Annotated in this window: 21 protein-coding genes, 1 tRNA gene and 1 pseudogene; 17 read left to right on the forward strand and 6 right to left on the reverse strand. The window is 32.3% G+C overall.

The annotated features are described in order from the left end of the window. Window positions 1-3: 3 nt before the first annotated feature. The 6 genes from thrC (at window position 4) to SB689_RS15430 (ending at window position 4,314) form a co-directional block, all read left to right on the forward strand. Window positions 4-1,308, forward strand: a complete 1,305-nt coding sequence (gene thrC / locus SB689_RS15405) for a threonine synthase (protein ID WP_410692978.1) — start codon at window positions 4-6, stop codon at window positions 1,306-1,308. Between the two features lie 5 nt (window positions 1,309-1,313). Beyond that, complete coding sequence (gene folB, locus SB689_RS15410) at window positions 1,314-1,682, forward strand: dihydroneopterin aldolase (protein ID WP_410692979.1); 369 nt, start codon at window positions 1,314-1,316, stop codon at window positions 1,680-1,682. A 37-nt stretch (window positions 1,683-1,719) separates the two neighbouring features. Beyond that, a complete protein-coding gene (locus tag SB689_RS15415) occupies window positions 1,720-3,084 on the forward strand; it encodes a DUF4403 family protein (protein ID WP_410692980.1) in 1,365 nt (454 codons plus the stop codon). A gap of 36 nt (window positions 3,085-3,120) precedes the next feature. Continuing rightward, the gene (locus SB689_RS15420) at window positions 3,121-3,609 is read left to right on the forward strand and encodes an RDD family protein (protein WP_410692981.1); all 489 of its coding nucleotides are present in this window, start codon (window positions 3,121-3,123) and stop codon (window positions 3,607-3,609) included. Window positions 3,610-3,669: 60 nt separating this feature from the next. After that, window positions 3,670-3,740, forward strand: a tRNA-Cys gene (locus SB689_RS15425). Between the two features lie 304 nt (window positions 3,741-4,044). Then, on the forward strand, window positions 4,045-4,314 hold the full coding sequence (locus tag SB689_RS15430) for a hypothetical protein (protein WP_410692982.1): 270 nt from the start codon (window positions 4,045-4,047) through the stop codon (window positions 4,312-4,314). Window positions 4,315-4,352: 38 nt separating this feature from the next. Here SB689_RS15430 and SB689_RS15435 read toward each other — a convergent pair. The 3 genes and pseudogenes from SB689_RS15435 to SB689_RS15445 all read right to left on the reverse strand — a co-directional run. Then, window positions 4,353-4,535, reverse strand: a pseudogene (locus SB689_RS15435) (hypothetical protein); the annotation flags it as partial. A 311-nt stretch (window positions 4,536-4,846) separates the two neighbouring features. Then, window positions 4,847-5,026, reverse strand: a complete 180-nt coding sequence (locus SB689_RS15440) for a hypothetical protein (protein ID WP_410692983.1) — start codon at window positions 5,024-5,026, stop codon at window positions 4,847-4,849. Between the two features lie 34 nt (window positions 5,027-5,060). Continuing rightward, a complete protein-coding gene (locus SB689_RS15445) occupies window positions 5,061-5,771 on the reverse strand; it encodes a hypothetical protein (protein ID WP_410692984.1) in 711 nt (236 codons plus the stop codon). 1,121 nt (window positions 5,772-6,892) lie between these two features. On the opposite strand from SB689_RS15445, the gene SB689_RS15450 reads away from it, so the two are divergent. From SB689_RS15450 to SB689_RS15490, 9 genes are all read left to right on the forward strand, one after another. Continuing rightward, window positions 6,893-7,720 (forward strand): glycosyltransferase family 2 protein, encoded by an 828-nt coding sequence (locus SB689_RS15450; protein WP_410692985.1) that lies wholly within the window; start codon window positions 6,893-6,895, stop codon window positions 7,718-7,720. An 851-nt stretch (window positions 7,721-8,571) separates the two neighbouring features. Beyond that, on the forward strand, window positions 8,572-9,120 hold the full coding sequence (locus SB689_RS15455; protein ID WP_410692986.1) for a YMGG-like glycine zipper-containing protein: 549 nt from the start codon (window positions 8,572-8,574) through the stop codon (window positions 9,118-9,120). 55 nt (window positions 9,121-9,175) lie between these two features. Continuing rightward, complete coding sequence (locus SB689_RS15460; RefSeq protein WP_410692987.1) at window positions 9,176-10,810, forward strand: LIC_10190 family membrane protein; 1,635 nt, start codon at window positions 9,176-9,178, stop codon at window positions 10,808-10,810. Between the two features lie 50 nt (window positions 10,811-10,860). Then, window positions 10,861-11,931: a chorismate synthase gene (gene aroC, locus SB689_RS15465; protein WP_066755197.1), complete on the forward strand. Its 1,071-nt coding sequence runs from the start codon at window positions 10,861-10,863 to the stop codon at window positions 11,929-11,931. Window positions 11,932-11,945: 14 nt separating this feature from the next. Then, window positions 11,946-12,509, forward strand: a complete 564-nt coding sequence (locus tag SB689_RS15470; RefSeq protein WP_410692988.1) for a thioredoxin family protein — start codon at window positions 11,946-11,948, stop codon at window positions 12,507-12,509. 153 nt (window positions 12,510-12,662) lie between these two features. Then, the gene (locus SB689_RS15475; protein WP_410692989.1) at window positions 12,663-13,202 is read left to right on the forward strand and encodes a TlpA family protein disulfide reductase; all 540 of its coding nucleotides are present in this window, start codon (window positions 12,663-12,665) and stop codon (window positions 13,200-13,202) included. 84 nt (window positions 13,203-13,286) lie between these two features. Further along, entirely contained in the window at window positions 13,287-13,634 is a 348-nt protein-coding gene (locus tag SB689_RS15480) for a YkvA family protein (protein ID WP_410692990.1), read from the forward strand. Between the two features lie 209 nt (window positions 13,635-13,843). Then, window positions 13,844-15,223 carry an orotidine-5'-phosphate decarboxylase gene (gene pyrF, locus SB689_RS15485; protein WP_410692991.1) on the forward strand — a complete coding sequence of 460 codons (1,380 nt, stop codon included), beginning with the start codon at window positions 13,844-13,846 and terminating at the stop codon, window positions 15,221-15,223. Window positions 15,224-15,275: 52 nt separating this feature from the next. Continuing rightward, the gene (locus SB689_RS15490; RefSeq protein ID WP_410692992.1) at window positions 15,276-18,101 is read left to right on the forward strand and encodes an aminopeptidase; all 2,826 of its coding nucleotides are present in this window, start codon (window positions 15,276-15,278) and stop codon (window positions 18,099-18,101) included. A gap of 53 nt (window positions 18,102-18,154) precedes the next feature. Here SB689_RS15490 and SB689_RS15495 read toward each other — a convergent pair whose 3' ends face one another. Both SB689_RS15495 and SB689_RS15500 read right to left on the reverse strand, forming a co-directional pair. After that, window positions 18,155-19,021, reverse strand: a complete 867-nt coding sequence (locus tag SB689_RS15495) for a lamin tail domain-containing protein (RefSeq protein WP_410692993.1) — start codon at window positions 19,019-19,021, stop codon at window positions 18,155-18,157. A gap of 221 nt (window positions 19,022-19,242) precedes the next feature. After that, the gene (locus tag SB689_RS15500; protein WP_410692994.1) at window positions 19,243-20,013 is read right to left on the reverse strand and encodes a T9SS type A sorting domain-containing protein; all 771 of its coding nucleotides are present in this window, start codon (window positions 20,011-20,013) and stop codon (window positions 19,243-19,245) included. A gap of 186 nt (window positions 20,014-20,199) precedes the next feature. Here SB689_RS15500 and SB689_RS15505 point away from each other — a divergent pair, with 186 nt between their 5' ends. Continuing rightward, on the forward strand, window positions 20,200-23,397 hold the full coding sequence (locus SB689_RS15505) for a hypothetical protein (RefSeq protein WP_410692995.1): 3,198 nt from the start codon (window positions 20,200-20,202) through the stop codon (window positions 23,395-23,397). Between the two features lie 77 nt (window positions 23,398-23,474). Here SB689_RS15505 and SB689_RS15510 read toward each other — a convergent pair whose 3' ends face one another. Next, complete coding sequence (locus SB689_RS15510; RefSeq protein WP_410692996.1) at window positions 23,475-25,439, reverse strand: T9SS type A sorting domain-containing protein; 1,965 nt, start codon at window positions 25,437-25,439, stop codon at window positions 23,475-23,477. A gap of 200 nt (window positions 25,440-25,639) precedes the next feature. On the opposite strand from SB689_RS15510, the gene dusB reads away from it, so the two are divergent. After that, entirely contained in the window at window positions 25,640-26,635 is a 996-nt protein-coding gene (gene dusB, locus SB689_RS15515; RefSeq protein WP_410692997.1) for a tRNA dihydrouridine synthase DusB, read from the forward strand. The last annotated feature ends 29 nt before the right edge of the window (window positions 26,636-26,664 follow it).

Below are 26,664 nucleotides of genomic sequence, written 5' to 3' on the forward strand. Positions count from 1 at the left end.
ACAATGATTTACTATAATTTAAAAGATAAAAAAGAAAAAGTTGATTTTAAAATAGCTACCATTAAAGGACAGGGAAACGAAAAAGGTTTGTTCTTTCCAGAAAAAATTCCTCAGTTTGAAAAAGGTTTTATTGAAAATTTAAATCAATTCTCGGATGAAGAAATTGCGTTCAGATGCATGAAAGATTTTGTTGGTGATGAGATCCCTGAGTCATTATTAAAAGAAATAGTTTCCCAAACAATTAATTTTGAAATTCCATTAAAAAAAATCAATGATAAAATTTCTGTGTTAGAACTTTTTCATGGCCCGACGTTGGCGTTTAAAGATATTGGCGCTCGGTTTATGAGTCAGTGTCTCTCCTATTTTTTAAAAGATGAGGATAAGAAAGTTACTGTTTTGGTAGCAACTTCAGGCGACACTGGCGGTGCGGTTGCTCATGGTTTTTACAAAACTCCGGGAGTGAATGTGGTTATTTTATATCCAAAAAATAGGGTTAGCCTAGTTCAGGAAAAGCAACTAACCGCATTGGGAGAAAATATTTCGGCAATTGAGGTTAACGGAACTTTTGATGATTGTCAGAATATGGTGAAGCAGGCTTTTTCTGATCAGGAAATTAATTCAAATCTGTTTTTAACATCAGCCAATTCCATCAATGTAGCGAGATGGCTTCCACAGCAGATTTACTATCTTTTAGCTTTAAAACAATGGCAAAAAAATAATGATAAAAATCCTGTAATTTGCGTTCCGAGTGGAAATTTTGGAAATATTTGCGCGGGAATTTTAGCCCATTTCAGAGGATTACCTGTGGAACATTTCATAGCAGCCTGTAATGAAAATGATGTTGTCCCGAATTATTTAAATACTCAAAATTTAGAATTTAAAGATACTGTTGCAACACTCTCAAATGCAATGGATGTTGGAAATCCAAGCAATTTTGTAAGAATTTTGGAGATCTTTGAAAATCAATTTGAAAATCTTAAGAATACAATTTCAGGTTATTCAATTAATGATGATGAAACTTTAAAAACCATTTCAAAAGTTTATAAAAATTACGGATATACTTTGGAACCTCACAGCGCGGTTGCTTTTGCTTCATTACAAAAATATTTAGAAGAAAATCCTGATAAAAAAGGCTTCATTCTAGGTACGGCTCATCCTGTAAAGTTTCCTGATGCGGTGGAAAAAGCAACGAACATTAAAATTGAAGTCCCTGAATCACTGGCTGAATTAATGAAGAAAGAGAAAAAAATTGTAGAAATTAACGCAGATTTTGAAGAATTAAAACGAATTTTGCTTGATCAAAATTAAAAGCAATGAGCAAAATCTATCTTGAAGATGTAAAAATATATGCCTATCACGGAGTTCTGCCAGAGGAAAATATCATCGGAACTTACTATATATTGAATCTGGAACTTCACACAGATTTGTGGAAAGCTTCAGAATCGGATGATTTGAATGACACGATAAGTTATGCCGATATCAACGCAATTGTTCATGGTGAAATGAAAATAAAATCGAAATTATTGGAGCATGTTGCAGGAAGAATTATTTCAAAAATTCATGAAAAATTTTCTCAGATTTCTTATATTAAATTAAAAATCACCAAAACAGCTCCTCCAATGCAAGGCGAAATGAAAGGCGCAAGTATTGAACTGGAAAAAAGTTTTAAACCTGAAAATTAAAATATCCTTATTTTCGTATCCTAAAAAACATAAGAAATTGAAATTCATTAAAATATTATTTCTATTAACGTGTATCAATATTTTTGGGCAGACCAATGTTGATAATCAATTGGCGGTGTATAATTTTCCGAAAATAAAATCCAGTATTACGATGCCGGTGACTATTCCGCTTTCGGAAATCAATAATATGATCAACGCTTCTGTGAAAGACCTCATTTATCAGGATGATTCTTACACCGATAACAACAATGACCAATTCAAGGTAAAAGTCTGGAAAACACGTGCGATCCGTGTAGTTGGAGGGACTAATCAAAATTTACTGATTGAAGTTCCATTGAAAATCTGGGCAGAAAAAGGCATCGGAACTTTGGGAGTTTACACGTATCAGAACACCACTTTTGAAACGGTGATGTCGTTCAACACGTCTTTAAGTTTTAAAAATAACTGGACTATTGTAACCAACACTCAACCCAATGGTTTTAAATGGGTTACAAAACCTGTTCTTGATTATGGAAAAATAAAAATCCCGATCACTTCTTTGGTTGAAAAAAGCTTAAAAGAACAACAGGAAAAATTCTGTAAAACCCTTGATCAGCAGATGGCTACACAGTTGAATTTTCAACAATATGCGATGATGGCGTGGAATGTTTTTACGCAACCTTTCAATATTTCTGAAGAATATAATACTTGGTTGAAAGTCACTCCAATCAACATTAATATTACTCCGTTAAAATTTTATGGAAACCAGATCGATACCAATATTGGAATCGATGTATATTCTGAAACTTTTACAGGAAGCAAACCGGAATCATCTCAACCTATAAAAACAGCGAGTAATTTTAACTCAATTTCTGTTTTAGCAGATAAATTTTCACTTCAAACGACTGCAAATATTTCTTTTACGGAAGCCTCTAATATTGCACGAAAAACTTTTCTTAATAAAGAGTTTGATTTAAAAGGTTCAAAAGTTAAAATCACAGATATCAGAGTATATGGTTTAGATAATAAAATCATGATTGAAGCTGAAACAGATGGTTACGTAAAAGGAAAAGCCATCATTTCCGGAATTCCTGTGTATGATGAAACCAAGAGAAAAATTGTTTTGTCTAATACCAAGTTTAAGCTGAAAACCATGAATATTCTTCAAAAAACAGCTTCCGTTTTATTCCAAGGGAAAATTGTTAAAATGATTGAGGAAGAATATGGAATTCCTACTCAGGAACTCGAAGAAACATCAAGAAAAAGCATTGAAGAAGCCTTTAATAAAGAATATTATAAAGGTTTGAATATGAGAGGAAAGGTTTTCAGCCTGAAACCAACCAATATTCTTTTAAATCCAACAGGAATTACCGCCGTTATTGACATTAATGCTACTTTAAAATTAATCGTCAACGGAATGTAAATTAAAAAAACTAAATTTAAAACCATAAACTAAACCATGAGAAAACATTTAAGAATCGTAGAAGATCACAGAGCAGATAAAGGCCTGAGAGTTGCCAATTATTTTATAGATCTTATTATTTTTTATATCGTATATTTTGTAATTATTGGTATTTTATTGGCTATCAGTCCCGCATTTAATGGGTTTGTAGCTAATATGTCGACCATAACTGACAGGTTGTTACTTATTATTTCATACGTCCTCTATTCATTCCTTATTGAAACATTAACGGGCGGGCAAAGCATTGGAAAACTGATTACAGGAACCAAAGTAATAATGATTGACGGCACCAAACCGACTGTTGGTAACTTTTTTGTAAGAAACTGCATTCGTGGAATCATCATCATTGATCAGTTCTCTTTTTTAGGGGATAACGGATTTCATGACAACTGGAGTGACACAAGAGTAATTAAAGTGAAAAATTATGTTGCTGAAAAACAGGCAAAAGACGATATAAACAGCCTTGGTGCAAAAGAAAATTTTTAAAAACCTTTTGTAGCGTAATATATTTTATTATATTTGCACACCTCAAAAATGGTAAACCATGGTACTTTGGCCGAGCGGCTAGGCAGTGGTCTGCAACACCATCTACAGCGGTTCGAATCCGCTAGGTACCTCAAAAACCTCTAATCAATTGATTGGAGGTTTTTTGTTTTTAAAGTGTGTTAATATTTGTGTCAACCACAAATAATATTTTCTTTTCACTGATTTAAATGGTGTTAATATTCGATACGTAAATCCAGATTTATATTCATTAACGATACATCTATACTCACTTAAATTGGGGATCAATGCACTGTTTTGTACAATCCTTTTAAGGTATTTGATTCGTCTAGTTTTGATAATATTATTAGTAGTCTTAAAATTTTGTCTCTTCGCACTTAAAGGAAAAGAATTAACTTTACATTAAACTAATTACACATGAAATTATCAATAGAAAAAGAAGATGAAATCAAGAAAAAAGTAGCCAAGTCTTTTGAAGAATTCAAAAATAAAAAGGGGTTAACTAAAAGTGTTGGAAGAAAAATAAACCCTTTGGAATATCTTAACAAAATAAAAATTGCAGAAGAATTTGCTCACTATTGTAAAGTTTCAATTCTTTACAATAGTGACGAAGAGCTAAAAGCAATAACTTCGAGACTTAATTTTGAAGTCCAGATAGTAGTTAATGATATAGCGGATAACTATTAAAAAATAAAAACAGTCCCAATAAAGGACTGTTTTATTTACTAAATAAATCCATCTAATTCTTTTCTAATAAATTTTATTTCTGGTTCTAAAAACCTCCCATACTCTAATTTAGTTTCGTCAAACCATTTTGTATGAATTGTGTTAAATTCTCTTTCTTCTATTGGTCGGTTTCCTAATTTAGGAATCTTAGTGTCAATTTTATAAACTGTCATTTCTGGCCCTCCAGCTTTAAGTTAAACTATATCTCCAATTTCAAAATTTGTTTTTGCCATGTTTATTTATTTTTAATTCTTTATCTAAAATAATAATTTATTCTATAGTACTTTCAAATACTTCCTAAAACTTTCACTATGAGCTAAAGCAGGATCTTGCAATATCTGATTTCCCCAGTAGACAAAATTCTCCGCTTTGTATTCTAAGTCGTTTCCCTGCGGCTACTGGTTCTTTTAGGTAAATAATAAGATTAGGATAAATCCAAGAATTTTTCTGTGTCTATTTGCTTGTATAATCGCTCTATCCTATGAGATAATTTCTAGTATAAATGTGAAAGGTCGTTGTCCTTGCAGAAGTGAAAACAGAAATACTGGAAATCCTCGATTTCCTGACCGAAAATAACATTCTCACAGTATTCCATAAAAGGAGTGAAAGCTATAAAATGTAGCTCCATTTCGTAGGTAAGGTGGTCGTATTCGGTATATTCTAATGAGGTCATCTGATTGATTTTAATAATATGTTTTATTTTCTTATTAATTTATTAAATCTGTTCCAGCCTCAATTAAACCTTTCACGACGTTCTTAATAATTTCTTTTTTGCCTTCTGCCCAAAATTCATTAATAAATTTAGTTCCTTGTTTTGCAATTTTTGCAAAAACATTTGACATATGATCAACAATCCATCTCTTAGATCGCGTTGCTAGATTATTTCTTATTTCATCAATTTCATCAGCTATCACTTGAATTTCTTCTCTATTAGTATCATCAGATAATTCAATTAATCTGACACTCATTTGCTCTAACAAATTGTCCAACTGTAGAATTTGAGTTGTATGAAATGGACTTGTTTCAGCACTTTCATCTAAGAATTCAAAATTTGAAACAAACTCAGTCTGATATGCTTCTAATATTGGATCATCATAAAATGAAGAAACATTATTATATGATTCTAAGTATGCTATCCATTTATTAAAGTGTGTTGTTAAAGCTTTTTCTCCTACGCGAACTGTATTAGGCTTTACTGATGTTTCATCCGATGGAGCATAACTAACATTAAAAACATATTCGTTTCCAGAATACTCAAAATTCTCTATAGCATAATAAAATTTTGAATTTTCATCTTTATCAAATGCAATCATGTAACTTTCTTCAGGATCATCCTTAACTATAAATAGTTTTCCTTTCATTTTTACAAATGGAGATAATGCATGCAAAACATTCAGGGGTAAATCTTTTTTATTCATCTACAATCTTTTCCTTCAAAAATACCACAACCATATTTAATCCACAAATTTTTTATTTTCGTCTAAGAAATAGGGCTTACTTTTTCTCTTCTCCAAACTCTCACGATTTTCTGAGAACCATGAATTAAAATTATCTTGAATGCCCGACGCAATATATCATTAACTTTAAATTTTCTCTTTTTTTATGGACTCTAAAAACTCTGAATGTTTTCCCCGCACGTATGGATTTCGAAAATTCAACGAATAGCATATCAAAATTAAATCAATACTCGTAATTTTATACAATGGAAAAAAAATTGTACTAGTAAAAAGAGAAGTTATTGAACCTTTAAAAGAAAAAGTTTTTTCTGGATTGCCTTTTAATGAAGACCGAAAGAAATTTATAAAAGAAAATTTAAGTGTAGAAGAAATTTACAGTTACTTTATTACATCCAAAGAACTTGGAGAATTTAAAACGCTGAACATAACTTCTCGCTCTTTCTTGATCCCAGATGATTTTGTAAATTATACAAAAGACTTTCTTAAGCTCAGAATTAAGTCTGCAATTCTCGAAGCTATAATAAAGCTTGATTCAATATCTCTATAAATTTTTCTATTTTATTTTCTGAAAATACTTCCCAATATACATTCATTTAACAAAAAAACCTCCTGGGAAGGAGGTTAAAAAACACAAATGATGAAATAAAATTATATCGAAAGATATTAATCCATTTAATTCTTTAACAAAGTTATGGTGTGGAAAATAGTTTTCTTATGAGTACAATCACAAGCTTGCTTAAATATTTGTTAAAACTATATCAACTCCATTATGATTTTATAATATAAAATATAGCAACACCGTAAAATTTTAATTTTTTTTTAGAATCAAAAGAATAATTAATAAGTCAAAACAAATATTCGCATAAAAATTCCAAATAAATTATCAATTCACTATTAAATGATATAAAATTCAACCCAATTCATTAAAATTAACAATTTAAACACATAATGCGATTATTAAGATTAAATACATAACAATAACTATAAAATAGAAAATTATTAATTAAAATACATTGATCTAGGTCATAATTTTCAATTTTATTAAGCGTTAGATTTGATGTGAAAATATAATTCACACAAATATGAATAAAATCTCCCTTCTCATCGCAAATTATAACAACGGAAAATACTTTCTGGAATGTTATAATTCAATTATTGATCAAACGTATCAAAACTGGGAGGTCATAATTGTTGATGATGCTTCTACTGATGACTCAATAGAAATAATTAAAAATATTATAGCAAATGACAGCCGTTTTAAATTGTATGAAAACGGTACAAACAAAGGTTGCGGCTATACCAAAAGAGAATGCATGAAGTACGCAACAGGAGAAATATGTGCTTATTTAGATCCTGATGACGCACTCTATTCTATTGCTTTAGAAGAATCGGCTGAAGAATATTTATTCAATAATAAAATTGTTGCCACTTACTCGAAAATGATGTTGTGCGATGAAAATCTGAACCCTCAAAAAACCTTTAGTGCCACAAAAAGAATTTTTAATGATCGATATTTTTTCAATTGCCCGATACAATTTGCTCATTTTTTCACTTTCAAAAGAGAAATATATTTTCAAACCGAAGGAATTGATCCTGAATTAAAAAGTGCAGTAGATCAGGATTTATACCTCAAAATTCTTGAGCTTGGAGATGTTGCATTTATCAATGAAAATCTATACAAATACAGACTTCACGCAGATGGAATTTCTCAGCACAACTCAAGACAGGGCGCAAAAGACTCGTTTGCAAAAGTGATTCATGAAGCGATGAAACGAAGAGGAATTAAGAGAATTCATAGCAAAAACGTTCCGGACCAATTTACCAACGCACATGAGATCTATAAACTTTTAGAATATCAGACCGAGCCATTATTCAGAATAAGAAATAAATTCAATATCGCCTTCATGTAGATTCTAAAAACCGATGAAAATATTTGTTCCCAAATAAATATTAACTGTATTGTTTTTCCCAATTCCCACAATTCTATTATCAATATTCATCAAAAAAAAGGTCTCCCTTGCGGGAGACCGTAAAAACACAAATGATGAAAAAAATCTATCCGGAAATGAAAACCCGAATAGAATATTGTAAAAGTAATTCACATTACTTCATTATTCTTTTTAAATTATAAACTTTTAAAAATTTATAAGAATAAAGTATTAGTTAAAAATCCTAATTTATAGCCAATCACTAAAACACATGAATAATAATTGCCAATAGAATACTTTTTATATAAAAAATTTCTAAACTAAAATTTTACCATTGCAAATATAAACTAATTTTTATTATTCCTCCCATTCAATACAAATATAAACTGCAACATATTCATCTGCATTTAATTGAGTATCAGAAAGCATTCTTCCAACCTAATTACCCATCACATCTAAACTACATCATTCCAAAGATTATTATTGATCAAGCAAAAACTAAAATTTTAACTATTGAGTTCTCATTGCATACAATTAGTAATTCAAAAATATAAATTTTATATTAATTCAATGATAATCAACAGTTAATATTTCTTTATGTTAAATTCATCTGAAAAGACATTGTCTATATAAGGATGTAGAAAAATTTGATAATAAAGCAAATTCATTTAAAATTAAATAAATGCTGCTCCAATTTTTACAATCAGCAACACAGTACTTTAATACTTTTTTAGAACATTTAACATTAGTTAACTTAAGGTTGGCTTCATAATTGAAAATATTATAATAGTTAAAGTCAATTCGACTAGAACAACCCTATTAAAATTTGAGTTATGAAAAATATAGTATTAACAGGGCTTTTGTCAGTTTTTTTATTGACAGCCTGTAAGAAAGATGATCAAGTTGCTGAAAAGTCTCTTGAACAACAGAAAATCGAATTCCAGGCTAAACAATTGGATATAGAGAAACAAAAATTAGCCATTGAAAAGGAGAAAATGGCTTATGAAGCTCAGAAAAAGGCTGATAGCATTGTTGAAGTTCAAAAAGCTAAAACTGCGGCAGCTAATAATTCAAGACCACAAGTAATAAGAGAAACAAAAACCATTTACAGAGACAGAGAATCAAGCTCTAGCTCTAATAATGGAACATATGCAGATAACGGAAATAGTTCAACAGGAACAACTGCAACCAAGAAAAAAGGAATGAGTAAAGCTGCAAAAGGTACCATCATCGGTACTGTAGGTGGAGCCGCAGCAGGTGCGATCATTGCTAAGAAAAACAGAGGTCTTGGCGCCGTAATTGGTGGTGTAGTTGGTGGTGCAACAGGATATACAATCGGTAGAGCCGGTGACAGAAAAGACGGTAGAGTTCAACCGAAATAATTAATATTTTCACAATAAATTTAAAAGATTGCTTATTTTTAGGCAATCTTTTTTTATGATTTTAATTTTACTTTCTACAATTCTCATAATTCCAACCTTGCTAGGTTTCGGGAAAATTGTGGAAAATTTTTCAGGTTCTTTGTTTGAAGGAATTTCTTCAAAAGTTTTTTCCGGAATATTGGGAATCAGTTTACTATGGACGATTCTTGCATTTTTTATTCCCTTGAATATTTATGTAGAAATTATTACCCTTTTAATTGGACTTTTTTATTTTTTTAAAGATAAATTATACCAAGAAATTTATAGTTTTTCAAAAAAAGATACAATTCCAATTGCATTAATTTCATTTATAATTCTCTTAGCAAGTTCTTATTATCCTTATATATTAGATCATTTCGGATATTATATTCCGACCATAAAATGGCTCACAGAATACGGATTGGTAAAAGGAATTTCAAATCTGGATCTCACTTTGGGACAAATGTCTGTCTGGCATATTTTTCAGGCCGGATTTTCTAATTTTTCTGATCCTTTTTTAAGAATCAATGCGATTTTACTGATTGTCTACACAATTTATATTATCGAAAAGAAAAGCTGGATTCAACTATGTTTCATCCCGATTCTGCTGTTATTTTCGCAATCTCCAAGCCCGGATCTTCCTGTCATTATTTTCTCAATGATTATCTTAAAAGAGATTCTTTCGGGAAATAAAAAGACATCATTATTAATAGGATTTTCAGTTTTTGTTTTTGCTATAAAACCAACAATGATCTGGCTTCCGATTTTAAGTTTCCTCTACTGTATTTTCATTGTTAAATCGAATTTTAAAAGTTTGATTTTTGGAAGTTCAATTCTTATTTTATTCTTAATTAAAAATATCTGGACTTTCGGTCATCCAATTTTTCCAGTTTCAATCGGTGATATTGGAGTAAGCTGGAAACCTAATCCCGAAGTTTTAAAAATCTCGTCTCAATATGCTATTTTGAAAACTTATGATATGCAATATTCCTATCAGGAAATTCAACAATTTTCTTCGATAGATTATATTAAAAACTGGCTTTTCCTAAATGGAATTAAATCAAAAATCAACATTTTTTTTATTACAAGCTTATTAATCTTTATTGGTTTTGCAATCATTAAAAAAAATAAAATCATCTCATTAATTTGCATTTCATTAATTATAAAAACCGTTTTAGTACTTCTGTTTTCAGCACAATACAGATTCTTCATCGATGTTTTTTTCGTGATATTTTTTGTAATATTCATTAATTATTTCACCAAAAAGAAAGCATTTATTGTTTTCACCTCATTAAGTATATTTTTCATTGGATTTTTATCTTTCCCGAATCTTATTCAAAAATACGTACCGAGTTTTAGATTAAGCAAATTCATGGGAACATTTGAAAAAGAACAGTTATACAAACCGTCAAGTTATATTTATAATAATTTCAGCACTCAAAAAGTCGGAAATTTGAAGTTTAATATTTCTAAAAAATATTCTTTTAATTTTGATACTCAGCTTCCTGCCATCTCCTCAAGTTATATTTCTGATGATGTAAAAGCAGAAATTTTCCCACAACTTATTGATGAAAATAATATCAAAAAAGGATTTATCTGGAAAAAAATGAATCCAAAAGAGAAAAAAGAAGCCCAAAACGTTATCAATACTATCGAAAACACCAATAAATAGAACCAATCCGTAAACTTTATTATGTGGAGAAAAATCGGTAATTTTGTATTATGTTCAATACTTTAGGTAATCTTCTCAGTCTTACAACATTTGGAGAAAGTCACGGTGTGGCTTACGGTGGAATCATCAATAATTTTCCGGCAGGTTTGGAAATCGATCTTGATAAAGTTCAGTATGAATTAGATCGCAGAAAGCCAGGTCAATCGGCTATTGTTACACAAAGAAAAGAAAGTGACACCGTAAAATTTCTTTCAGGAATGTTTGAAGGAAAAACAACCGGAACTCCAATTGGTTTTATCATCGAAAACGAAAATCAGAAATCAAAAGATTATGATCACATCGCTAATTCTTATCGTCCGAGTCATGCAGATTTCACGTACGATCAAAAATATGGGATCAGAGATTATCGTGGCGGTGGAAAATCTTCAGCGAGAGAAACAATCAACTGGGTTGTTGCGGGTGCGCTTGCAAAACAACTTTTATCTGATATAGAAATCAATGCTTACGTTTCTTCTGTAGGCGACATTTTTTGTGAAAAACCGTATCAGGCTTTAGATTTTTCTAAAACTGAAAGCAATGAAGTTCGTTGTCCCGATGCAGAAACCGCAGAAAAAATGATTTCAAGAATCAAAGAGATCAAAAAAGAAGGAAATACAATTGGTGGAACGATTACTTGTGTGATTAAAAACGTTCCTGTGGGAATTGGAGAGCCTATTTTCTCTAAACTTCAGGCAGAATTAGCAAAAGCAATGTTAAATATCAATGCCTGTAAAGGTTTTGAATATGGAAGCGGATTTTGCGGAGCTAAAATGACAGGAAGTGAGCACAACGACGGTTTCAACACAGATTTCACTACAAAATCTAACCTTTCTGGAGGAATTCAAGGTGGAATTTCTAATGGAATGGATATTTATTTCCGTGTTGCTTTTAAGCCTGTTGCAACTATTTTAAGACCTCAGGAAAGTGTTGATAAATATGGAAATCCAGCCATCGTGGAAGGAAAAGGAAGACATGATCCTTGTGTAGTTCCAAGAGCCGTTCCTGTGGTAGAAAGCTTAGCTGCTTTTGTATTGGCAGACTTATTTTTGATCAACAAAACAAGAAACATCAATAATTTTTAATATCAATTAATCGTATGAAAAATTACTGGGATAAAGGAATTTCTTTCGAAGAGTATGTAAATACAGGAAAAGAAAGATTAGCAAATCCGATCACTCAACAAGACACAGATTATAAACAATATTACGAATTGGGACTTCAAAGAATGGAAAGAACTTTAAAAAAGTACACCCCGGATGAAGAACAATTAAAAGAATTAGAATCTAAAAATTTCGATGGAAAAATTTTAATTATTTCTGAAACCTGGTGCGGTGATGCAAGTGCAACCGTTCCTGCTTTGGTTAAATTTTTCGAAGGTCACAACGAAGTAAGAATATTTTTAAGAGACAGCGATAAAAGTCTGATCAGTCAATTTCAAACTAATGGGACAGAATCTATTCCGAAAGTTATTATATTGGATAAAGATTTTAACGTAAAAAATTCTTGGGGACCAAGACCGAAATTCGGAAAGGAATTATTAATGAAATACAAAGCCGATCCGGAAGCATATACAAAAGATCAATTTTATAATGATCTTCAATTGTATTATGCTAAAAACAGAGGAAAAGATGCTGTTCAGGAGATTTTAGAATTGTTATAACACAATCATATTACATTCATTTTGTCATTCCGTAGGAATCTCAACAAAGTAGTTCTCATAATGAATCTTAAACTGTTTAGATTCCTACGGAATGACAAATATGATGTTTAAATTCCTAAGTTAAAGATTTACAATTTTTATCAACAAATAAAAATGAAAAAAAATATAATTTATATAGTCTTGATCGCCATTATCGGTGTGATCGCTTTTGTTCCGGGAGTCAAAGACACTCTTAAAGATCTGTTTTTCCCAATCGCTACGATTGAAAATGCGGTACACATCAGCGAAGAAGATTATGATATTGAATTAAAAGGAATAAACGTTCCAAACACCAATCTCAAAAACTTCAAAGACAAGCCTATTTTCTTAAATTTCTGGGGAACTTGGTGTCCACCTTGTAGAAAAGAATGGCCTTCAATTCAAAAATTATATGACACAAGAAAAGGAAATGTAGATTTTGTTTTAATCGCAATGAATGACCAGGAACCGGCTGTTAGAAAGTTTTTAGAAGAAAATAAATACAATGTTCCGGTTTATATTGCTCAAAGTCCGATCTCAGAAAAACTGTTGCCGAAAGTATTTCCTACCACTTTTCTTTTAGATAAAAGCGGAAGAATCCTTATAAAAGAAGATGCTTCAAGAGACTGGAACACAGAATCTACCCATCAATTCATTGATAATATTATTAAGTAATATTTAACTAAAATTTTTATTGAGTTGGTACGGAATTTGCGAAATTTGTATAGTTGAAAAAATTATTTTAAAACTAAACGCACAATGAAGTATTCAAAATTAAATTTGGCAAAAGAAGCCATTAGCCATAAAGGTTTCGTAAAAAAAATCCCTGATATATTCAGGATGATAAAAATGTGGAGAAAAGGAGATTATCCCGTGAATTCCATTGATATTATTCTACCTTTATTAGGTCTTGTCTATGTAATTTCACCAATTGATTTACTTCCAGAGGTTGCAATACCTGTTTTGGGAGTTTTGGATGACTTGGCAGTTTTGTCACTAACGATTCCTAAATTGGTAAAAGAAGTCGACAAGTTTTTACTTTGGGAAGCCGAAAAGGAATACAGCTCGGGTCAAACAAAAGTAATTGACGCGCAAATATTAAAATAAATAAAAACCATTCCGAAAAGGAATGGTTTTTTTGTTAATAGTGAATAAGTCAATTAACTTCATTGTGAATTTTAATAATTTAAACTTAGCAAATAACCGCAAACAATTCACAATTGACTATTCACTTGCAAAGCAAAATTGACAATTCCCCTTTCACATTTTAAAGTTCCCTTTCAAATCCTTAAATTTGCAACATCTAATAAAAAATAATGGAAAGTAAAAAAGAATTCTTTTTGGAGTGCTACAAGCTAGGTATCATTAAATTCGGAAGATTCACTTTAAAAAGTGGTATTGAAAGTCCGTTTTATGTAGACTTAAGACCTTTAGCCTCAGATCCTAAAATTTTAAAAAATCTTGCTAATTATTTATTGGAAATGCTTCCTTTAGATAATTTTGATTTGATCTGCGGAGTTCCTTACGCTGCACTTCCAATGGCAACAGCTATGTCTTTGGAAAGCTACATTCCATTGATTATCAAAAGAAAAGAAGCAAAAGATTACGGTACTAAAAAAATGATTGAAGGAATTTACCAGAAAGGACAAAACTGTCTTTTGGTAGAAGATGTAATTACTTCCGGAAAATCTTTGGTAGAAACCATCGCTGAAATCGAGCAGGAAGATCTTAAAGTTGCAGACATCGTTGTCGTTTTAGACAGAGAACAAGGCGGAAAACAACTTTTAGAAAACAAAGGATTTAGAGTTCATACCCTTTTCAATATTTCAGAAGTTTGCGAAATTCTTCAGGAAACTGGAGATCTTAGCGATGAAGAAGTAAAAAGAATTCAGGATTTCCTTCAAGGGAATCATATTCAGTTTGAAGAGAAAACAAGAGCTTCTTACGAGCAAAAATTACAAAATGCTCAGCATTCGGTTTCTAAAAAATTATTAGAGACAGCTTTAGCAAAACAATCAAACCTTATCGCTTCTGCAGACGTCACCACAACTCAAGAATTGTTGGAATTAGCAGAAAAAGTAGGTCCAAATATTATTGCATTAAAAACTCACATCGATATTATTTCTGATTTTGATTACGAAAAAACAATCGTTCCATTAAAAGCTTTGGCTCAAAAATATCAGTTTTTATTAATGGAAGACAGAAAATTTGCTGACATCGGAAACACTCAGGAATTACAGTTCACAAGTGGAGTTTTCAAAATTACAGATTGGGCAGATTTCGTGACTTCTCAAGTTATCGGAGGTTTTGAATCGTTAGACTGCTTCAAAAATGTAGGTGTTGTTGCCATCATCGGAATGTCTTCAAAAGGAACTTTAACAACCAACAGTTATAGAGAAGAAGCGCTTAAAGTAGCTTTATCACATCCAAATGTAATTGGAGGTGTTTCTCAGAACGCTATTCCTGAGGAGATCTTATTGTTTACTCCGGGAGTGAATTTAGCAGATTCAGGAGACGGAAAAGGACAGCAATATAATACTCCGGAGCATGTATTTAAAACGCTTCACACAGATTTTATTATTGTAGGAAGAGGAATTTATAAATCTGATAATCCTGAACAGGCTTCTATCACGTATAAAAACGAAGGTTGGAAAGCATATTTGAATTCTTTAGAAAAAAAAGCAATTCAGAACTAAAATCTTACGAAATCTCTTCAAAATAAGTTATATTTGGTACTTTATCAGAATTTTGAAAAAAAGTATTAGTATTTGTCTTGTTTTGTTTTTGGGTGTTGTAGAGGTTTCTGCGCAAAAAGACAGCATTTATATTGAAGCCAAATTGTCTTCGGATAAAAAAACGCTGAACATTAATCAGGAACTCGTTTATTACAATAATTCCGAAAAAGATCTCGATACAGTAAAACTTTTAAACTGGGTTTCGGCTTACAGAAAAAGAGGAACTTCGCTGGTTTACAGAAAACTGGAAGACAGAAATAATGATCTGCATTTCGCAAAACCTGAAGAACAGGGGAAACTTTTAAGTTTAAACATTAAAAGTTCCGACAATCAGGATATTTCTGTAAATAACATATCAGAAGAGAATCTTTTTCTTCCTTTGACTAAGACTTTAAAGCCCGGCGAAAGCGTAAAATTACAACTGCAATATCAGATGCAGCTGCCTGATAAAAAATTTACAGGCTACGGAACATCTGATAAAAATATAGCTTTAAAATATTTCTTTATTGTTCCGGATCATTTTGATCCGGACAATATTTCTCAGAGAAATTATCATGATATTGAGGAATCTATCAGCTTCAATACCTTTTGGACAGTTAATTTCGACATTCCGGTAAATTATTTTATTGAAAGTAATCTTCAACAGATCCAAATGAACTCCTTTAAAGGATATTTGGATTCTGATCCTGAATTCTTGATCTCACAAAATGAATTTCCTTCCATAAAAATCAATACTTCGGACATCAACACTGAAGTAAAATTTGGGTATAATTTAAAACCGGAAGAAAAACAAAATTTAGAATTTTATTTACCGTTACATTTAAAATTCATTAAAGAAAAAATAGGTTCCGTTCCTGAAAGAATATTTATTTCAGACAAGTTCAGAGATAAAGAGGATTTCTTTGGAAATAATGACATTACGTTTTTGAAATTCAGATTCAGACTTTTTACTGAAGCTGAAAAAACGGATATGGATTATTTCGGGATCATTGCTAAAAAAATTCTTGACGAAAGTATTATCACAGACAAGCAGGATAACCATTGGTTTAAAAATGGTTTAAAATCTTATCTTGAAATTCAATATTTAAATAAATTTTACTCTGAAACAAAACTTTTAGGAACTTTACCCGAAACTAAAGTCTTCGGCGTAAAACCTTTAAAACTGTTCCATGCTTCAAAAGTAAAATTGATTGATCGTTATGGTTTGGCGTATCAATATATCATGTCTCAAAATCTTGATCAGAAAATTGATGAAAAATTTACTGTTTTAAGTAATTTTAATGACATGGCAATCAGTGGTTTTGAAACAGGAAGTCTATTCAATTATTCGGCGGATAAAATGGGCTATGAAAAATTCAATACCCTGTTAAAGAATTATATTGCTGAAAATACTGATAAACAAATTAATCCAAAGGATTTCCTAAAACAACTTTCTCAAGAAGATAAAACAACAAGTTATTTAACTGATTTTCTTGAACATAAAAACAGGGTTAATTTTAAACTGAAAAGATTTAAAAAAGAAGATGACTCTTTAAATATCAATATCTACAAAAATACTATTTCCTCAATTCCTGTGAAGCTGGAAACCGAAACTAAGGAGACAAAAGAGAAAAAAGAATATTGGATAGAAACCGACGAAAATGAAAACACAAAAATGTTTTCTATTCCAGCTTTAGATATCTACAAGATCACTTTAAACAACGATTTTATTTTTCCTGAATCGAAGTATAGAGATAATTTTCTTTATGCAAAAGGTTTCTTTTCAAATACAAAAAAGATCAAATTAAAACTGATAAAAGATATTCCGAATCCTGAATTCAATGAAATTTATGTAAGTCCGAGAGTTCGTTTTAATAATACCTACGACAAATTTTTGATCGGATTTAATTTTAAAAATCAATCTTTCTTTGATCAGAAATTTTTATACTCTGTAACTCCAACTTACAGTACAGGTACAGGGCAACTGACTGGCTCAGGGTCTGTCTCCTACTCTTTTCTGCCTGCCGAAAGTATTCTGAGGAGTTTAACCTTTGGAGTTTCGGGATCTTATTTTCATTATGATTATGATCTTGCTTATAGAAAAGCTTCTATTTTTTCTAATATCAATTTCAGAAAAAATCCGAGAAGCACAGTGAGCAGAGGAATTGGTCTTTCTTATACTTATTTTGAAAGAGACTTAAGTCCTTTAATGATTGCTAACCGCGATTATGATAAATACAATCTCTGGAGTGTAGGCTATGGATATTCCGACAATCAAATGATCCACGAAAAAAGTTTAAGCGTGAGTACACAAGGAATGGAAGATTTTAACAAAATCACCGCAGAAGCTTTTTACAGGTGGGAATTTGCCCCAAAACAAAAATTAAGCGTAAGATTATTCGGAGGATATTTCCTGAGAAATGAAACAAGAAATAATACCTTCAACTATGGTATTTCAAGAGTTTCTGATTACTCTTTTTCGTACAATCTTTTAGGTCAAAGTGCCAACAGTGGAATTTTATCCCAGCAGTTTATTTTGGCTGATGGTGGTTTCAAATCATTCATTCCCGGAAGTGTCAATAAGTGGGTCACTTCTGTAAACGTAGATTCAAGTGTTTGGAAAATATTTCATGTGTATGCTGACGCCGGAGTTTATAAAAATAAAGATCAACCTACAAAGTTTATTTGGGACACAGGCGTAAAAGTAAGAGTAATTCCTGATTTCCTTGAGGTATACTTCCCGATTCAGTCTTCTTTAGGATTCGAGCCTTCATTTAAAGATTATGCAAAAAGGATTAGATATACATTGGTTCTTAACTTAGGATCAATTATTAATGCTGCGAGAAGAGGTTGGTACTAAAAAGAAAAACAGCTACGGATGGCAGCTGTTTTCATGTACAAAAATTATTTAAACTAATCTTTTAATATCTTTTGAGAAACAGGTTCATTATTAATAGTTCCTGTCACAATATAATTTCCTTTTGGTAAATCAGAAACATCTAAACTTAAAATATTTTTCGCAGAAGTAGCTTTTAAAATCGCTCCCACTGAGTTGTATATTTTCACATTTTTCACTTCAGTTCCGAACATCAATTCATTCTCTTTGACAAATCCATTTTGGATGAAATTGAATTTCCCAGTATTATTATAAATATCAGTAACAGCCAATGTTCCACCGGAAGAATTACCTGGAGAAGCCGTTGCAATGGTAAAATCAACTACATTATTATTGGTATCACCCGAGATTCTTGTAATTGAAGTTGTCGTAGTTGGTGATGGAGCCGGTCCCGGACCTTCAAATTGATCCGCTGTAGGTCCATAGCCTACAAAATCTAACACATTGGTAGCTGTTGGTCCAGTAACCTGCGTGGCATTGCTAGCTAAAACAATTTTTCCAGAAGTAACGGCTATTCCGATTCCGACCGAAGGATTTGGAGTTCCATTATAATTAATAACCGTTGTAGCGATAAAATCCGGAGTTGGGAGATCTACCGTTCCGCCACCACCTGTTGCCTCCTGAATAAGATAAGCCTGTCCGGGGCTCAAAGTGATACTTGGTAAATTATGATATTGAGTAAAAGCTCCAACAGCCGGAGCATATTGAATGGTTGCCCCTGTTAATGTAGCTGTCGCCGAACCAATATTTTTCAGTTCTATAAAGTCATTCTTTAATGTTGATCCCGAATTTCCGCCGCCGCCGTAAATTTCGCTGATGACAATCTGAGCATCCATTAATGCAACCGTCGAAACTAATCCGATAATAGTAAAAAGTTTTTTCATGATAATACGATTTTTGTGGTGTTATCATGAAAATGCAAAAATAATACCGAAAAACTTTAATTAAAATCAATAATATATTGAATTATTTAAATTAAACACAACATAATTAATTTTAAATAATAGTATCTGTTATTAATACATGCATTTAATTAAGATTTAATTAAACAAAAAAACCGCTGCTTCAATGAAACAGCGGTTGTATATCTAAAAAATATTTCAGATTAGTCTTTCAAGATTTTTTGAGAAACCGGTTGGTTATTTACCGTTCCAGTAACAATGTAGTTACCTTTTGCTAATTCAGCAACGTTTAAAGTTTCGTTTTCTTTTACAGAAGCAGTTTTTACAACTTGTCCGAACATATTGTAAACTTTTACATCTTTAGCCTGAGATCCGAAAGTAATTCCTTCATTTTTAACGAAAGTGTTTTTAACGAAGTTTCCTTTTGCTTTAGCAAAATCCGCAGTAGCCAAAGAACCAGTAGTTACAATGATATCATCAATAAAGAATCTATTGTTTGCAGCTACACTTCCTTCAAAAGTAAGAGTTACCGCACCTGTAGCACCTGTAATATTTACTGTATAAGTAGAAAATGCCCCTTTAGCTAAAGTTACAGTAGCCTGGCTTAATGTAGCACCAGTAGCAGAGATATTTAAAGTAGTAACTTCACTTGCTCCATTCCAAGCTCCAGCTCTAAAACTTAACGTACCGTTTCCTGTTAAAGTGATTGACGGTGTAGTCATTGTTCCTTTTAAAGAACCTGTTCCCATTTTAACACACTGGTTACCTTTGTAAGCTTTTGCCAAAGTCCAAGCTCCTCCAGTTGTATAAGATGTAGATCCATCTGCAAATCCAGAAGCAGCTACACTTCCACTCCATCCACCATCATTTCCACCTGTTCCTGATACATCATCAAATGTTGCGCTAAATACTGTCTGTGCATTAGAAATAGCCGAAATAACAACAATACTTAAAATTGTAAAGATTTTTTTCATAACTTAAATTTTTAATTATTAATAATTTACATGACAAAATTACGTAGATTTTTTTATTTGAAACAATAATTAGGTTAATTTTTTGTTAATAATGCTAAAAGGCTTACCATTAACATTTTTTAAGTATTTTTACCAATTATTATTAAAACCTTGCGGAATTTTATTCTATTATTCTCGTTGTTTTTCATGGGCCTATTCTTGGGAAATGCTCAGGTTTTTTCGTGGAAAAATCCTAACATTCCGGAAGACAGTATAAAAAAGGACAGTATTCTCGCCGCAAGACTTGAACAGGATATTTTCACAAAAGATACTCTAGACTTTGTAAGAACCAGCAACAGAATTATTGTAGACGAAGCTGTACTTGCTAAAAATGATAAAAAAAGATTTTTAGGCGAACTAAATTCTAAAGGTTCTATTATTAGAGGGATAACTTTTGGTAACAATCAGGGGCAGTCTGTACAAAGTTCGATGGATCTGCAAATTTCCGGGAGACTTTCTAAAGATGTAACTATTTTGGCCAGTATTTCGGATCACAATTTACCTATTCAGGCAGATGGATACACGCAGACTTTAGAGGAATTCGATAAGATTTACATGCAGCTTAATATAAAGGATAAATCTATTCTTAGAGCCGGGCATCTTGATCTTAATGAATCTAAAAACTATTTCGCAAAATACCAGAGACGAAGCATGGGACTTCAGTTCCAGACAGAATTCGGAAAGGATAATAAAACTTTTGTAGATGTTTCGATGGGTGTGGCTCGAAGTGAGTTCCATAGAGTTCGTTTTCAAGGGGTTGAAGGTAACCAAGGGCCTTATCGTTTAACAGGTAAAAATGGAGAGCAGTTTATAACGTTGATCTCAGGTTCTGAGCAGGTTTTTATTGACGGTATTTTAATGAAGCGTGGTGAAAACCAAGATTATATTATCAATTATAACACAGGTGAGGTAACTTTCACCAGTTTTAGACCTATTTTCCAGCAAAACTTTATTACTATTTCTTATAATTATGCGAATAGAAATTATTCGAGATATTTATTTACAGGAAAACTTGAGCATAAGAGAGAAAAATTAAAAGTGGGCTTAAGCTGGTTTATGGAAAATGACAACAAAAATGCTCCATTAGCACTAAATCTTTCTAAAGAAGACGAGCAGATCCTAGCCGACGCAGGAAATGATCCTAATTTAATGTACGCTCCATCAGGTGTAATTACTGAATATGATGTCAATAAGATTCTATACAAATTATCACAAAACGGTAATGGAAGTTTCTATGAATTTTCTACCGATCCTAATGAAACGCTTTATCAGGTTTCGTTTACTTATTTCGGGATCAATCTTGGAGATTATAAAATTACACAGACCACCAACAACGGTCGTGTTTTTGAATATGTAGGTCCAAATGCGGGAGATTACAGAGCCGTGAGAAAATTGCCTTCACCACAAAAATCTCAGGTATATTCTGTAAATTCTGAATTTTTACTGAAAGACGGAAAAATAGGAGCGGATTTTTCATTAAGTAATTATGATTTAAACTTATTCTCATCAAAAGATTCTGACCAAAATATTGGTTATGCCGGACGTATTTTCGGGAATAAAACGTTCACAAAAAATAACTGGAAAGGTACTCCAAGTTTCGAGTATCAATATATAGATAAGCAATTCCATATTTTAGACAGAATTAATGATGTAGAATTCTCCAGAGACTTCAACTTGGCTCAGGAATTCAGCGGAAGAACGCAAAACAGATTTATTTTCAGCTTTTTAAACAAATGGAATAATAAATCTACCTTAAACTACCGCATCAACTATCTGGACGAACAGGATTCTTATAAAGGAATGAAAAATGATCTGGATTTTGGCTGGATCAAAGGAAAATTCTTCACAAAAGGAAATTTATCTTATTTGAATACGAATGCTATTCAACAGGATACAAAATTCATCAGAGGTGGTGTTTCTACAGAATTTACAGGCGCAAAAGGAAGCTGGGCAGTCGGTGGAAGTATGGAACACAACGAGAAAAAATACAACGACACCCAGTTGATGGATGTTACAAGTTTCAGTTGGAAAGAATTATTTGTTCAGAAGAAAATCGGTGACAGTACGAGAACGAAATTGTTGGCCAGAGTTTACATGAGAGACAATGACTCAGTGCGTGACAACAGGCTTCAAAACATGAATAATATTTTAGGTTTTATGGCGGAAAGTCAGATCATCAAAACTGAAAAAACGACTTTAAATGCTTTAATTCATTACAGAAAATTCTTCTATCAAAATCAGGATATTGACGCATCAAGAAACAATGATTTCGTGGTTGGAAATATTCTTTACAATCAACAGCTTTTCAGAAACGGTATGCGTTTGCAGGCGTTTTATGAATTAGGAAACGGACAGGAAGCGCAAAGAGAATTCCAATATTTAAAGGTTACAGACGGGCAAGGTATTTATAAATGGACCGATTACAATGGTGACGGCGTTCAACAGCTTGATGAATTTGAAATTGCAGAATATTCAGATTTAGCACAATACATCAGAGTTTATACAAATTCTGTACGGTATATTCCTTCCAATAAAAATAAAATTCAGTTGGCTTTATTTGTAAATCCGTCTATTGTTTTTAATTCTGAAAATAAATTTTTAAAGCGTTGGAATTTTAATATTTCCTTAAATTCTCAAAATTCTTTCTACAAAAAAGATAAGGTTTTGGTAATAAATCCGTTTGAGAAAAACGCTGACCAGATTCTTAAAAATCAAAATATATTAGCATCAGTTCAATTCAGTCCGACAGAAAAATCCGGATGGAATGGTAATTACCGTTTTATTTCCAACGACAACCTCATCAATGCCAATTTCAGTAATGAAGAAAGAGAGCAGGTTTCTCATTTCTTAAATGTTGGATATTGGTTTAATAAAGAGTTCAGGGTAGATTGGGAAAACTCGGTTCATGATATTCAGAACTCATCACAGTTGTTTGCAACGAGAGATTATCGTTTGAATAATTTTGAGACGAAGCCAAAAGCTACGTATAAATTTACGGACGCCATTCAGGCTGAATTATCGTCTGCTTTCCGTCAAAAGCAAAGAATGGACGGTGAGGAACTATTGAAAGCTTTTGACATCACAGGAACGATACAGTGGGATCGCAAGAAAACTTCCATCAGAGGGAATTTCTCTTTTATTAATAATAATTTTAATGGAAATAATTTCAGCATCGTTGGGAACCAAATGTTGGATGGATTAAAGCCAGGAAAAAACCAGGTTTGGAGTGTTTTCATTCAACAGGCGATCAATTCTTTCTTACAATTAAACTTAAATTACGAAGGAAGAAATTCCGGAGATAGAACCATACATATCGGAAGTATGCAGGTGAAGGCAAGTTTCTAAAATTCATTATTGACCATTAATAAAAACAAAAAAACCCGACTTAAAAGCCGGGTCATAATTTTAATTCTTATTTGGTTTTATCTTTTTATAACTTTTATTGATTGTGATTCTTTTTCAGAATTAACTTTCAAGATATAAGTTCCAGTAGGTACTTTTCTCATATCAATTAATGCTTTATCTGAATTTACATCTTCAACAATCACTCTTTGTCCAACCGTATTGTATACTTCTACATTTTTGATTTTATTCACATCATTAATGGAGATAAAGTCTACCACAGGGTTTGGATAATAATTAAGTTTCTTCTTAGCAACATCCTGTACCGCTAAAACTGTTGTAACAAACTCATAACCTCCAAGATCCGGTGTTGTTGCATTTCTGGCATTACCATCAGCATCTACTGTAACTTCCGGAACCGGCGTTGCTTTATTATCAAGAGTAGAATTACCCGAAGAAGCTAAATGAAAATCTGTAGCAGAAACAAACGCAGGAAGAATATTAAGAGAATTCACGTTTCCTCCGAAACCTGTTTGCATATCTGTTAAAGTAGCTCTTGCAGAACCTATAAACCCAAGACTTGTTCCTGAAGAATAATAATCATTATAATTAATATTAGAGAAAATAGTATTCGCAGAACTTGAATAAACTGTATATCTATCACCTGCCTGTGTTTGGCTGTTTACAAAAATATTATTTCTTAAATCAATTGCTCCTGCAGCAGTAACAGTTGACAAAGCATTAAATGCAGAAGGTCTTCCTGCCACGGTCTGACTCGCGTCCATCACAACAGTATTGTAATATATTTTATAACCGCCGCCTGCGCCGACTACAATTCCGTTACCGTTATCATTTACTCCGCCAGCTGCAGCGTATCCATATCCTGAAATACCATTTACAATATTATTGGATACCAAAGTATTTGCAGCAACATTTGTAGAAGCTACATAAATACCTTGTGAACCGTAGCCATTTATGTTCGTATTTTTAATTGTACTTACTTTATTTTTATCGATAATTACCCCGTTCGTAGCTGTACCGGCTACATAAATTCCGGCAAAGATAGTACCCGTTCCGCTTGAAGTAAAATTGTTAATATTATTACTTCTTATGATAACATTAGCAGCTGCTGACGCTCCTGTATTTCCCGATGTAACCGTAATTCCTGTTGCTCCTCCTGTACTGGTACCCGTATATCCAAGATTTGTAATTGTATTTGAGGTTATTGACGAGTTCACCGTTCCCGTTGCAAACCAAACACCTCTTTTAATTTCGGTATTTGCAGTTTCAAAATTTCCTATCGTATTATTGGTAACTGTTGCTCCGTCTAATCCTTGTAGATATATTCCTACCAATCGGTTCGCATCTGCGCCTGTTGCAGTAAAATCATTTCCTGTAACCAAAGTATTTGCTCCGTTACCGGCAGCGATTGCTGTAAACAGATACATTCCTATATAAGATTTTTTTACGGAGTTATTTTGAAGGGTAACATTATTAAAATATCCTCCCGTAGGTGTTGTATTCCCATCATACATGATAAAAGCTGAAGAAGTATTGATACCATTAACGATATTTAAATTCTTAACAACAATATTGGTATTGGCAGCCGCTGCAGTTGTCGCTATGAAGTTAATGACCTGCGGAGCTGTTGTGGCTGTATTGGTAAATGTAAGATCTCGCGTTGTGCCTGAGACGGTATTACTTCCGTCCAACGTAATATTACTTCCAAGAATTCTTACAAGCGTTGAACTTGCCAAATTCCCAGAAATAGTTGGAGTTGCTCCCGTTGCAGGTTTTATAGCAACAGAAGTGTAACTTGTTGTTCCTCCACTTGCATTTAAAACCGCCGTCGCAGTTTCCGTAGTACTTGCAGTAATGCTAATATTAATAGCTCCCTGATGGGTTCCTGCATTAATTGCATCAAATGCATCTTTTAATGTAGTATATGTTCCTGTCGTTGTGCCTGACGTTGCAGCTAAACTCACTTGTGCATTTAAGTTTATCGCTGCAGCACTTACAGCAATAAAAAATAGAATTTTTTTCATGTTATTGTTATTTGAATTGGATTATAAATATATGTAAAATATTCAAACTAAAATCAAAATAAATTAATTTAACACAAATAAATTACTTTTAAACTAAATAAAAACCAATCAATTACGAATTTTTAACACATATTTTATTCCCAACTTAAACATGATAAAACAACTTTTCTAAATGTTTTATAATTTCGTAAATTTGCATCATGATAAAAATAGGCAACATAGAACTGCCGGAATTTCCGCTTTTGTTAGCGCCTATGGAAGATGTAAGTGATCCTCCATATAGACGCTTGTGTAAAATGCATGGTGCAGACTTAATGTATTCAGAATTTATTTCTTCTGAAGGGTTGATTCGTGATGCTATGAAAAGCCGAAAAAAATTAGATATCTTCGATTATGAAAGACCTGTCGGCATTCAGATCTTTGGTGGAGATGAAGAAGCAATGGCAATGTCTGCAAGAATTGTAGAGACGGTAAACCCGGATCTTGTTGATATCAATTTCGGATGTCCCGTAAAAAAGGTAGTCTGCAAAGGCGCCGGAGCCGGAGTTTTAAAAGATATTGATTTAATGGTACGTCTTACAAAAGCTGTTGTAAGCTCTACTCACCTACCCGTAACTGTGAAAACACGTTTAGGATGGGATAGTCACACAATCAATATTGATGAAGTAGCAGAACGTCTACAGGAAACAGGAATCAAAGCATTAACGATTCACGCAAGAACGCGTGCGCAAATGTACAAAGGTGAAGCTGACTGGGAACATATCTCAAGAATTAAGCAAAACCCGAATATTGAAATTCCAATTTTCGGAAACGGTGATATTGATTCCCCCGAAAAAGCTTTAGCATACAAACAAAAATATGCCTGCGACGGAATCATGATCGGTCGTGCGGCGATTGGCTATCCTTGGATTTTTAATGAAATAAAACATTTTTTTAAAACAGGAGAACATTTACCTGAACCTACAATTTTCGACAGATTATTAGCTGTTCGCCAACATGCAGAATGGAGCGCAGAATGGAAAGGTGAAAAATTAGGACTGATCGAAATGAGACAGCATTATAGCAATTATTTCCGTGGAATTCCTCATTTTAAAGATTTCAGAAGAAAATTCCTGGAAGTATATACTTTGGAAGAAATGGATGAAGTGATTAAACAAACTCAAGCATTTTACGAAGAATATCAGGCTCAAGTATAAACAAGAAAACCATCAAATATTTGATGGTT

The sequence above is a fragment of the Chryseobacterium sp. SIMBA_038 genome, from assembly GCF_046535115.1.
Taxonomy (GTDB): domain Bacteria; phylum Bacteroidota; class Bacteroidia; order Flavobacteriales; family Weeksellaceae; genus Chryseobacterium.

Coding starts and splice junctions, on each gene's coding strand:
- SB689_RS15440 (WP_410692983.1), bottom strand. CDS start 5,026: ATGACCTCATTAGAATATACCGAATACGACCACCTTACCTACGAAATG.
- SB689_RS15450 (WP_410692985.1), top strand. CDS start 6,893: ATGAATAAAATCTCCCTTCTCATCGCAAATTATAACAACGGAAAATAC.
- SB689_RS15455 (WP_410692986.1), top strand. CDS start 8,572: ATGAAAAATATAGTATTAACAGGGCTTTTGTCAGTTTTTTTATTGACA.
- SB689_RS15460 (WP_410692987.1), top strand. CDS start 9,176: ATGATTTTAATTTTACTTTCTACAATTCTCATAATTCCAACCTTGCTA.
- SB689_RS15480 (WP_410692990.1), top strand. CDS start 13,287: ATGAAGTATTCAAAATTAAATTTGGCAAAAGAAGCCATTAGCCATAAA.
- SB689_RS15445 (WP_410692984.1), bottom strand. CDS start 5,771: ATGAATAAAAAAGATTTACCCCTGAATGTTTTGCATGCATTATCTCCA.
- SB689_RS15420 (WP_410692981.1), top strand. CDS start 3,121: ATGAGAAAACATTTAAGAATCGTAGAAGATCACAGAGCAGATAAAGGC.
- pyrF (WP_410692991.1), top strand. CDS start 13,844: ATGGAAAGTAAAAAAGAATTCTTTTTGGAGTGCTACAAGCTAGGTATC.
- aroC (WP_066755197.1), top strand. CDS start 10,861: ATGTTCAATACTTTAGGTAATCTTCTCAGTCTTACAACATTTGGAGAA.
- dusB (WP_410692997.1), top strand. CDS start 25,640: ATGATAAAAATAGGCAACATAGAACTGCCGGAATTTCCGCTTTTGTTA.
- thrC (WP_410692978.1), top strand. CDS start 4: ATGATTTACTATAATTTAAAAGATAAAAAAGAAAAAGTTGATTTTAAA.
- folB (WP_410692979.1), top strand. CDS start 1,314: ATGAGCAAAATCTATCTTGAAGATGTAAAAATATATGCCTATCACGGA.
- SB689_RS15500 (WP_410692994.1), bottom strand. CDS start 20,013: ATGAAAAAAATCTTTACAATTTTAAGTATTGTTGTTATTTCGGCTATT.
- SB689_RS15495 (WP_410692993.1), bottom strand. CDS start 19,021: ATGAAAAAACTTTTTACTATTATCGGATTAGTTTCGACGGTTGCATTA.
- SB689_RS15430 (WP_410692982.1), top strand. CDS start 4,045: ATGAAATTATCAATAGAAAAAGAAGATGAAATCAAGAAAAAAGTAGCC.
- SB689_RS15475 (WP_410692989.1), top strand. CDS start 12,663: ATGAAAAAAAATATAATTTATATAGTCTTGATCGCCATTATCGGTGTG.
- SB689_RS15470 (WP_410692988.1), top strand. CDS start 11,946: ATGAAAAATTACTGGGATAAAGGAATTTCTTTCGAAGAGTATGTAAAT.
- SB689_RS15505 (WP_410692995.1), top strand. CDS start 20,200: ATGGGCCTATTCTTGGGAAATGCTCAGGTTTTTTCGTGGAAAAATCCT.
- SB689_RS15510 (WP_410692996.1), bottom strand. CDS start 25,439: ATGAAAAAAATTCTATTTTTTATTGCTGTAAGTGCTGCAGCGATAAAC.